Origin of the sequence: Spartinivicinus ruber (assembly GCF_011009015.1) — a bacterium.
Classification (GTDB): Bacteria; Pseudomonadota; Gammaproteobacteria; order Pseudomonadales; family Zooshikellaceae; genus Spartinivicinus; species Spartinivicinus ruber.
Genome location: NZ_CP048878.1, coordinates 5,663,124 through 5,672,500, shown reverse-complemented (window position 1 = coordinate 5,672,500; position 9,377 = coordinate 5,663,124). Strand labels below are relative to the sequence as shown.

Annotated in this window: 6 protein-coding genes and 2 rRNA genes; all 8 read left to right on the top strand. The window is 44.8% G+C overall.

Going from position 1 to position 9,377, the window contains the following annotated elements; genetic code table 11:
• The first annotated feature begins 218 nt into the window (after positions 1 to 218).
• The 8 genes from G4Y78_RS25610 to G4Y78_RS25575 all read left to right on the top strand — a co-directional run bounded on the left by G4Y78_RS25610 (position 219) and on the right by G4Y78_RS25575 (position 9,375).
• Positions 219 to 3,109, top strand: a 23S ribosomal RNA gene (locus tag G4Y78_RS25610).
• Positions 3,110 to 3,263: 154 nt separating this feature from the next.
• Positions 3,264 to 3,379, top strand: a 5S ribosomal RNA gene (gene rrf / locus G4Y78_RS25605).
• Between the two features lie 163 nt (positions 3,380 to 3,542).
• Positions 3,543 to 3,869, top strand: coding sequence for a hypothetical protein (locus tag G4Y78_RS25600; RefSeq protein ID WP_163835762.1), 327 nt, complete (start codon positions 3,543 to 3,545; stop codon positions 3,867 to 3,869).
• 38 nt (positions 3,870 to 3,907) lie between these two features.
• Complete coding sequence (locus G4Y78_RS25595; protein ID WP_163835758.1) at positions 3,908 to 5,101, top strand: glycine C-acetyltransferase; 1,194 nt, start codon at positions 3,908 to 3,910, stop codon at positions 5,099 to 5,101.
• A gap of 14 nt (positions 5,102 to 5,115) precedes the next feature.
• A complete protein-coding gene (gene tdh, locus G4Y78_RS25590; RefSeq protein ID WP_163835757.1) occupies positions 5,116 to 6,141 on the top strand; it encodes an L-threonine 3-dehydrogenase in 1,026 nt (341 codons plus the stop codon).
• 106 nt (positions 6,142 to 6,247) lie between these two features.
• Positions 6,248 to 7,603 carry a TIGR01777 family oxidoreductase gene (locus tag G4Y78_RS25585; protein ID WP_163835754.1) on the top strand — a complete coding sequence of 452 codons (1,356 nt, stop codon included), beginning with the start codon at positions 6,248 to 6,250 and terminating at the stop codon, positions 7,601 to 7,603.
• A 78-nt stretch (positions 7,604 to 7,681) separates the two neighbouring features.
• The gene (gene birA / locus G4Y78_RS25580) at positions 7,682 to 8,644 is read left to right on the top strand and encodes a bifunctional biotin--[acetyl-CoA-carboxylase] ligase/biotin operon repressor BirA (protein WP_163835753.1); all 963 of its coding nucleotides are present in this window, start codon (positions 7,682 to 7,684) and stop codon (positions 8,642 to 8,644) included.
• Complete coding sequence (locus G4Y78_RS25575) at positions 8,641 to 9,375, top strand: type III pantothenate kinase (protein ID WP_163835750.1); 735 nt, start codon at positions 8,641 to 8,643, stop codon at positions 9,373 to 9,375. Before birA ends, G4Y78_RS25575 begins: the two co-directional genes overlap by 4 nt.
• The last annotated feature ends 2 nt before the right edge of the window (positions 9,376 to 9,377 follow it).

Here is a 9,377-nt window from a genome sequence, read left to right as displayed (position 1 = left end):
GACTGGGACTACAACGGGGAACAAGAAGTCATCGATAAAAGGTTGGGAAGATAGCTTTTTATCCATGGCTTTTTTTAAGCCACTTGCTCTTTAACAATTTGGAACTGTAGTAATTTGAAAACAACTGCTGAGTATACAGAAATGTGATACTCAAGCGTTCGGCGTAAAATATCGTTGTAATTGTTTGTAAGTATGACTCAGATTATTTTGGGTTATATGGTCAAGTGATTAAGCGCATACGGTGGATGCCTTGGCAGCTGGAGGCGATGAAGGACGTAGGAGCCTGCGAAAAGCGACGGGGAGCTGGCAAACGAGCTTTGATCCGTCGATGTCCGAATGGGGAAACCCAACCACTTAGGTGGTTATCATGCACTGAATACATAGGTGTATGAGGCGAACCCGGGGAACTGAAACATCTAAGTACCCGGAGGAAAAGAAATCAACCGAGATTCCGTGAGTAGAGGCGATCGAAAGCGGACTAGCCCTTAAGCTTGTTATGGTTTAGTGGAAGGATCTGGAAAGTTCCGCGATACAGGGTGATAGCCCCGTACACGAAAGGCCATTTTAAGTGAAATCGAGTAGGTCGGGACACGTGATATCTTGACTGAATATGGGGGGACCATCCTCCAAGGCTAAATACTCCCAGCTGACCGATAGTGAACCAGTACCGTGAGGGAAAGGCGAAAAGAACCCCGTTGAGGGGAGTGAAATAGAACCTGAAACCGTATGCGTACAAGCAGTGGGAGCAGACTTGTTCTGTGACTGCGTACCTTTTGTATAATGGGTCAGCGACTTATTTTCAGTGGCAAGCTTAACCGAATAGGGAAGGCGTAGGGAAACCGAGTCTTAATAGGGCGAATAGTCGCTGGGAATAGACCCGAAACCGGGCGATCTATCCATGAGCAGGGTGAAGGTTAGGTAACACTGACTGGAGGCCCGAACCCACTGTCGTTGAAAAGCCAGGGGATGACTTGTGGATCGGAGTGAAAGGCTAATCAAGCCCGGAGATAGCTGGTTCTCCTCGAAAGCTATTTAGGTAGCGCCTCGGACGAACACCTACGGGGGTAGAGCACTGTTTGGGCTAGGGGGTCATCCCGACTTACCAACCCCATGCAAACTCCGAATACCGTAGAGTGCTATCCGGGAGACACACGGCGGGTGCTAACGTCCGTCGTGGAAAGGGAAACAACCCAGACCGCCAGCTAAGGTCCCAAAGTTCTAGTTAAGTGGGAAACGATGTGAGAAGGCCCAGACAGCCAGGAGGTTGGCTTAGAAGCAGCCACCCTTTAAAGAAAGCGTAATAGCTCACTGGTCGAGTCGGCTCGCGCGGAAGATGTAACGGGGCTCAAACTAGACACCGAAGCTGCGGATCCTAACTTAGGTTAGGGTGGTAGAGGAGCGTTCTGTACGCCTGCGAAGGTAGATCGGGAGGTCTGCTGGAGGTATCAGAAGTGCGAATGCTGACATGAGTAACGATAAAGGGAGTGAGAAGCTCCCTCGCCGGAAGACCAAGGTTTCCTGCGCAACGCTAATCGGCGCAGGGTGAGTCGGCCCCTAAGGCGAGCACGAAAGTGGTAGTCGATGGGAAACAGGTTAATATTCCTGTACTAGTAATGACTGCGATGAAGGGACGGAGAAGGCTAGGTTAGCCTGGCGATGGTTGTCCAGGTTTAAGGTTGTAGGTAGGCATCTTAGGCAAATCCGGGGTGCTAATACTGAGAGCCGATATCGAACTCATCTTCGGATGAGGAAGTAATTGATGCCATGCTTCCAGGAAAAGCTTCTAAGCTTCAGGTCATTATTAACCGTACCCCAAACCGACACAGGTGGTCAGGTAGAGAATACCAAGGCGCTTGAGAGAACTCGGGTGAAGGAACTAGGCAAAATGGCACCGTAACTTCGGGAGAAGGTGCGCCGGAGCTGGTGAAATTCCTTGCGAATGGAGCTGGAGCCGGTCGAAGATACCAGGTGGCTGCGACTGTTTATTAAAAACACAGCACTCTGCAAACACGTAAGTGGACGTATAGGGTGTGACGCCTGCCCGGTGCCGGAAGGTTAATTGATGGGGTTAGCTTCGGCGAAGCTCTTGATCGAAGCCCCGGTAAACGGCGGCCGTAACTATAACGGTCCTAAGGTAGCGAAATTCCTTGTCGGGTAAGTTCCGACCTGCACGAATGGCGTAACGATGGCCACGCTGTCTCCACCCGAGACTCAGTGAAATTGAAATCGCTGTGAAGATGCAGTGTATCCGCGGCTAGACGGAAAGACCCCGTGAACCTTTACTACAGCTTCACACTGGACTTTGAGCCTACTTGTGTAGGATAGCTGGGAGGCTTTGAAGCGGTGACGCTAGTCATCGTGGAGCCAATCTTGAAATACCAGCCTGGTATGTTTGAGGTTCTAACTCTGGTCCCTGATCGGGATCGAGGACAGTGTGTGGTGGGTAGTTTGACTGGGGCGGTCTCCTCCCAAAGAGTAACGGAGGAGCACGAAGGTGCGCTAAGCATGGTCGGACATCATGCGGTTAGTGTAAAGGTATAAGCGCGCTTGACTGCGAGACGTACATGTCGAGCAGGTACGAAAGTAGGTCTTAGTGATCCGGTGGTTCTGAATGGAAGGGCCATCGCTCAACGGATAAAAGGTACTCCGGGGATAACAGGCTGATACCGCCCAAGAGTTCACATCGACGGCGGTGTTTGGCACCTCGATGTCGGCTCATCACATCCTGGGGCTGAAGCCGGTCCCAAGGGTATGGCTGTTCGCCATTTAAAGTGGTACGCGAGCTGGGTTTAGAACGTCGTGAGACAGTTCGGTCCCTATCTGCCGTGGACGTTGGAAGTTTGAGGAGAGCTGCTCCTAGTACGAGAGGACCGGAGTGGACGAACCACTGGTGTTCGGGTTGTGTCGCCAGACGCATTGCCCGGTAGCTAAGTTCGGACGGGATAACCGCTGAAAGCATCTAAGCGGGAAGCCCCCTTCAAGATGAGACTTCCCTGACCCCTTGAGGGTCCTGAAGAGCCGTTGAAGACGACGACGTTGATAGGCGGGGTGTGTAAGTGTTGTGAGGCATTGAGCTAACCCGTACTAATTGCTCGTGAGGCTTGACCATATAACGCCAAAATGATTTGGGAAACACAAATCAAAGCGAAACAGGCAAGCACAACGAAGAAATACATCGAACGTAATAGAGTATTACAATCAAGACAAAGCAGAATTCAGATTACAAAACAAGCTAAGCAAAACAGTTCCAAATGCCAGTTTTGCTTGACGACTATAGCGAGTGTGAACCACCTGAATCCATCCCGAACTCAGTAGTGAAACCGCTCCGCGCCGATGGTAGTGTGGGGTCTCCCCATGTGAGAGTAGGTCATCGTCAAGCGCCTTATTTAAGAGAACCCTCAGCACTTCGTGTTGGGGGTTTTTTGCTTTGTTCGGAAAAATTCCGTATTTATCTTTTTTAACTCTTGCTTGATTTGTTAGGCTGTTTCTCTTTTTAATAAACTAGTTGTTGTATTTTGATGAGAGTGGGATTCAGTTGTCTTATGTATATAAAAAAGCTTACGTTATTGATTTGCATGCTTTTATGTAGTGCCAATGCGCTGGCTAAGTATTCACAGGATACAGGCAAAATTAAAGAGGTGTACGTTAGCTATGGTGGTGCTATCGCTATTTTGTTGGATAGGCCGTTTGCAAATGCAATTAGCACCAATCAATGTCCTTCGTCAAATGCGTATGCCGGTAACACATCAGCAGATCCAGCATTAAAATCAGCTATTTTAACAGCTAAGTCTTCTGGGCAAACAGTGAGGGTGACTATAGAAGGTTGTGATTCTGGTTGGTTTAAAATTATTGATATTTATCTTTTGTAGTTAGAGTTATTTGAAAAAGTGGAGCAGAGGATAGAAGGATGAATCAAACATTTTTAGAGCATTTAAGTAGTGAGCTAGACAGTATCAAGTCAGAAGGTTTGTTTAAAGGGGAGCGGGTAATTACCTCTCAGCAGCAAGCTGATATTGAAGTAACCAGTGGTGAGCATGTTCTTAATTTTTGTGCCAATAATTACTTAGGTTTGGCCAACCATCCGCGTTTAATTGAGGCAGCACAAAAAGGGCTGGATCGTTATGGCTTTGGTGTGGCTTCAGTTCGTTTTATTTGTGGTACCCAAGATGTTCATAAAAGCTTAGAAGCTAAATTAAGTGAGTTTTTAGGGATGGAGGATACCATTCTTTACTCCTCCTGTTTTGATGCAAATGGTGGTTTGTTTGAGACTATTTTAGGGCCAGAAGATGCGGTTATTTCAGATGCATTAAATCATGCGTCTATTATTGATGGGGTTCGTCTCTGTAAAGCAAAGCGTTATCGCTATGCCAATAATGATATGGCTGATTTGGAGGCTCAGTTAAAAGCAGCTGATGAGGCTGGGGTTCGCTTTAAACTGATTGTCACTGATGGTGTGTTTTCCATGGATGGCATTATTGCTGATCTTAAATCAGTTTGTGATTTAGCAGATAAATACGATGCTTTAGTCATGGTTGATGACTCTCATGCGGTGGGTTTTGTTGGTGCGCATGGGAGAGGTAGTCATGAATATGCTGGAGTAATTGATCGGGTTGATATTATTACTGGCACGTTAGGTAAAGCTTTAGGCGGTGCTTCCGGTGGTTATACATCAGGTCGAAAAGAAATTATTGATCTTTTGCGTCAACGCTCGCGTCCTTATTTATTTTCTAACTCGCTTGCACCATCAATTGCAGCAGCGTCTATTGAAGTATTGGGTATGCTGAAAGAAAGTGATGATCTGCGTGATAGACTATGGGAAAACGCTGCCTATTTTCGTGCGGAAATGGAGAAAGCAGGCTTTACTTTGGCTGGTAAAGATCATGCGATTATCCCAGTGATGATTGGTGATGCTGCTCTAGCTGCCAAAATGGCGGATATGATGTTAGAAAAAGGCATTTATGTAGTTGGCTTTAGTTATCCTGTAGTACCCAAAGGCCAGGCGCGAATTCGAACTCAAATTAGTGCTGGGCACACTAAGCAGCATATTGATAAAGCAGTTGCAGCCTTTATAGAAGTAGGCAAGGCTCTTAACATTATTTAATTTAAGAGGATGGCATGAAAGCATTAGCCAAGCTCAAGCGGGAAGAAGGCATTTGGATGACTGATGTACCTCGACCAGAGGTGGGTCATAATGATTTGCTGATAAAAATTAAGAAAACTGCTATTTGTGGGACTGATATTCATATCTATAACTGGGATGAGTGGTCACAAAAAACTATTCCTGTGCCAATGGTGACAGGCCATGAATATGTGGGAGAAGTAGTTGGTATCGGCGAAGAAGTTGCTGGCTTTGAAATAGGAGATCGGGTTTCTGGTGAAGGTCATATTACCTGTGGGCACTGTCGTAACTGTCGGGCTGGACGCCGTCATTTATGCCGAAATACTGTAGGTGTTGGGGTTAATCGTGATGGTGCTTTTGCAGAGTACTTAGTCATTCCTGCATTTAATGCTTTCAAGCTACCTGATGAAGTTAGTGATGAGTTAGCGGCTATCTTTGACCCTTTTGGTAACGCAGTACATACGGCACTTGCCTTTGACTTAGTAGGGGAAGATGTACTTATCACTGGCGCTGGCCCTATTGGTATTATGGCGGCAGCTGTAGCTAGGCATGTGGGGGCCCGGCATGTAGTAATCACTGATATAAACGATTATCGGTTGAGTTTGGCCAAGCAAATGGGTGCTACCCGTACAGTTAATGTAGCTAAGGAGCAGCTTGAAGATGTAATGAAACAGCTGAAAATGGAAGAAGGCTTTGATGTGGGGCTGGAAATGTCTGGTGTGCCGGTTGCCTTTAAATCCATGCTGAAAAATATGAATCATGGTGGCAAGATCGCTATGCTGGGGATTCCGCCAGGGGAAATGGCTATTGACTGGAGTGAGGTCATTTTTAAAGGGCTTGATATTAAAGGTATTTACGGCCGGGAAATGTTCGAAACCTGGTATAAAATGGCCAGTTTAATTCAGTCTGGACTGGATCTGACTCCAATGATAACCCATCGTTTTCATGTTGATGATTTTCAACAGGGCTTCGATGTCATGCGTTCAGGCCAGTCAGGAAAAGTTGTATTGAGCTGGGGCTAATGCTCTGAACTACCAAGGTTATTAAAAGGGGTTAGTGGCTTATAGTTACTAGCCCTTTTTTATTTTCTAAGTAAATAAAATAAGTGAGTTAACAGGGTATTTTTGAATGCAGCAACTAATCTATCGCTGGTTACTTTTTCTTGGTGTTTCCCATGTATTGTTAGGTCTTTTATTTGCTGTGTTGGCAAATACCCAGATTTTTGCTTCTTACACTCAGTATTTATTTGAGCAGTTTGAGGTGACCCGAACGGTTAGTCAGAGTGATTTACTTGGGACTATGTTGCAGCTATTTGGAGTCACTGTCTCAAGTTGGGGTGTGCTTTTCGCGTTAGCTGTACATCAGTATTGGCATAATGGAGGCCCTCAAGTTAAGAAAGCTATTTGTTTAGCAATTATTATTTGGCTGAGCCTTGATACTGCCATTTCTTTGTATTGGGGGATAACGGCCCATGCCTATTTAAATATACCAGTAGGGCTCGCTATGCTGCTTCCAATGCTGTTGCTTAAGCCTCAAAGAATTAGTTATGGGGTTGTGCTACAACATGCTTGTAAGCTGAAAGATAAAAAGAAATTTCTTATTACTGGTGGAACAGGCTTTATTGGTAAACCATTGGTGCAAACCTTGGTTGATCAAGGACATGAAGTAGTAGTACTAACCAGGAATATTGCTCCTGGAGCAAGAGGTATTGAAGGCAAAGTAACCTATGTCACTGCACTAGACTATTTGTCTAACGAAGAGCAAATTGACGTCATTATCAATTTAGCTGGTGAACCGCTTGCTAGTGGCCGTTGGAATAAAAAGAAGAAAGCAAATTTTTTATCCAGTCGAATAAATATAACGAGTGAATTGCTAACATTGGTGCAGCGGCTTGAACAAAAACCTCAGTTACTGATTAATGGTTCAGCTATTGGCTACTACGGGCCTAATGCAGATGAAGAGCTAGATGAACAGGCATGTTTTGTGGATGGATTTTCTCATCAGTTATGTCATCAGTGGGAACAAGCTGCATTGAAATTTGAAGAGCACAGCGTAAGGGTTTGTCTGCTAAGAATAGGTATTGTGCTGGGGAAGCATGGTGGTCCTATGGCGCAGTTACAGCTTCCATTTAAGTTAAAGGTGGCGACTCAATTGGGAGAAGGTAAGCAATGGATGTCTTGGGTTCATCTAGATGATGTAATAGCCATGATTTTTTATTTGGTCGCTCAGAGCAATATTGAAGGAGCTGTAAATATAACCGCGCCTCAGCCCGTTACCAATGAGCAATTTGCAGCTAGTTTAGCTGTTGTCGAGAAAACTTGGTTTAAATTCAGAATACCTGCAACTTTGCTAAAAATATTGGTTGGCGAAATGGCGACAGAAGTGCTGCTAACAGGACAAAGAGTTGTACCCTCAAAAATAGTTAAAAGTGGTTATCAGTTTAAATACCCTGATCTCCAGTCCTGTATAAAGGTGCTTAGCTAAAAAATAAATCATAAACCTAGCTTGCATCATATTGGCTTTTCATTAAGCTGCCCAATTATTTCATTTGAACTGAACACTATGGATGCCTTATTAAAGCTGTTGGCTGATGGACAATTTCATTCTGGTGATGCCCTTGGAAAAGCGTTGGGGGTTAGTCGTGCTGCTGTTTGGAAAAAACTACAGAAGCTTCAAGAGTGGGGGCTTGAGCTGCATTCAGTTAGAGGCAAAGGGTATCGCTTAGGCCCTGGTGTGAGCCTGCTTACCCATGAAAAATTAGAGCAAATACCCCAAGTTTGTAGTGGAGAGTATCAGTTAAAGCTATTGGCTACCTCTGCATCGACTAATGATGAGGTTCAGCAGTTCCTTAAGCAAAACCCAGGAAAAAAACTCATTTGCATGGCAGAGTATCAAGCCAGTGGTCGTGGTAGGCAGGGTAAGCAATGGGTGAGTCCATTTGCTAGTAATTTATATATGACCCTTAGTTGGCCAGTCAGCAAAGGAATGCATACGCTGGAAGGACTGAGCTTAGTCGTAGGCTTGGCATTGGCTAAAGGACTAAGCAAATTAGGCATTGATGACTTAAAAGTTAAATGGCCAAATGATTTGTATTGGCGAGGCCAGAAATTGGCTGGAATATTAATAGAAATTGTTGGTGACTTGTATGGTTGCTGTACAGTCATTATTGGTGTTGGCTTGAATGTAATGATGCCTGCAACTTGGCAGGGTAAAGTGAGCCAGCAATTTATTGATCTTGCATCAATAATAAAAGATCGAATAGATCGAAATGAAATCGCCTTGGCCGTACTGGATAGTATTTTTACTGCTCTCGATCGCTTTACTAAAACAGGGTTTGCTGACTTTCAAGAAGATTGGTCAGTCTATGATGCTTGTCTAAACCAACCTGTAAAAGTGATAGCTGGTGATAATGAGCTTTTTGGTGTTGCTAGGGGGGTAGGAAATAGCGGTGCACTTATTGTTGAAATGGCTGATGGTCAGAGACAAACATTTAGTGGTGGTGAAGTAAGCTTGCGACCTTTATGAATCGATTAGAAATTGATGTAGGTAATACTCGAATTAAATGGCGCTACTTGGAAAAAGGTAGTTTTATATCCAAGGGTGCTCTAGCTTTAGCTAAAACTGCTGAACTTGTTAGTAATTTACAAATGCAAGGGTTGGTGCCGCAGCAAATAGTGGTAGCCAATGTAGCGGGTGATAAAGTTCAATCTCAGCTTTGTGTTAGCTGCCAGCAGGGTTGGGGGGTTGAGCCTCATTTTGTAAAAACCCAAAAGAATGCTTATGGCATCGAGGTGGCCTATGCTGATGTGTCAAAGCTGGGGGTTGACCGCTGGTTGGCTATGTTGGGGTGTCATCACTTATATCCTGACTATAACAAAGTGGTTGTTAGTTTAGGTTCAGCAATAACCATTGATGTCATTAAGAGTAATGGTAGACATGAGGGTGGTTATATAGTGCCAGGCTTTCGACTGATGAGAGAAAGCCTGCGAGTGAATACTGCTCAAGTACAAGTTGATAAGACTGATCAACAACGAATTGATTTAGGTAAAAATACGGCTGAAGCTGTAGAACATGGCATGTTAAAAATGGTCATAGCTTTTATTGAGTCGGTGGCTGCTCCAATAAAACTGCAAAATGACCAAACTGTTGTGGTAATAACAGGTGGTGATGCAGCCACCATTGCTTCTTCTTTAACAGTCGACTATCTACATAAGCCTGAGTTGGTGCTCGATGGTCTGTCATTGGTCTCGCTATAAAT

Coding starts and splice junctions, on each gene's coding strand:
- G4Y78_RS25600 (WP_163835762.1), top strand. CDS start 3,543: ATGTATATAAAAAAGCTTACGTTATTGATTTGCATGCTTTTATGTAGT.
- tdh (WP_163835757.1), top strand. CDS start 5,116: ATGAAAGCATTAGCCAAGCTCAAGCGGGAAGAAGGCATTTGGATGACT.
- G4Y78_RS25595 (WP_163835758.1), top strand. CDS start 3,908: ATGAATCAAACATTTTTAGAGCATTTAAGTAGTGAGCTAGACAGTATC.
- G4Y78_RS25575 (WP_163835750.1), top strand. CDS start 8,641: ATGAATCGATTAGAAATTGATGTAGGTAATACTCGAATTAAATGGCGC.
- birA (WP_163835753.1), top strand. CDS start 7,682: ATGGATGCCTTATTAAAGCTGTTGGCTGATGGACAATTTCATTCTGGT.
- G4Y78_RS25585 (WP_163835754.1), top strand. CDS start 6,248: ATGCAGCAACTAATCTATCGCTGGTTACTTTTTCTTGGTGTTTCCCAT.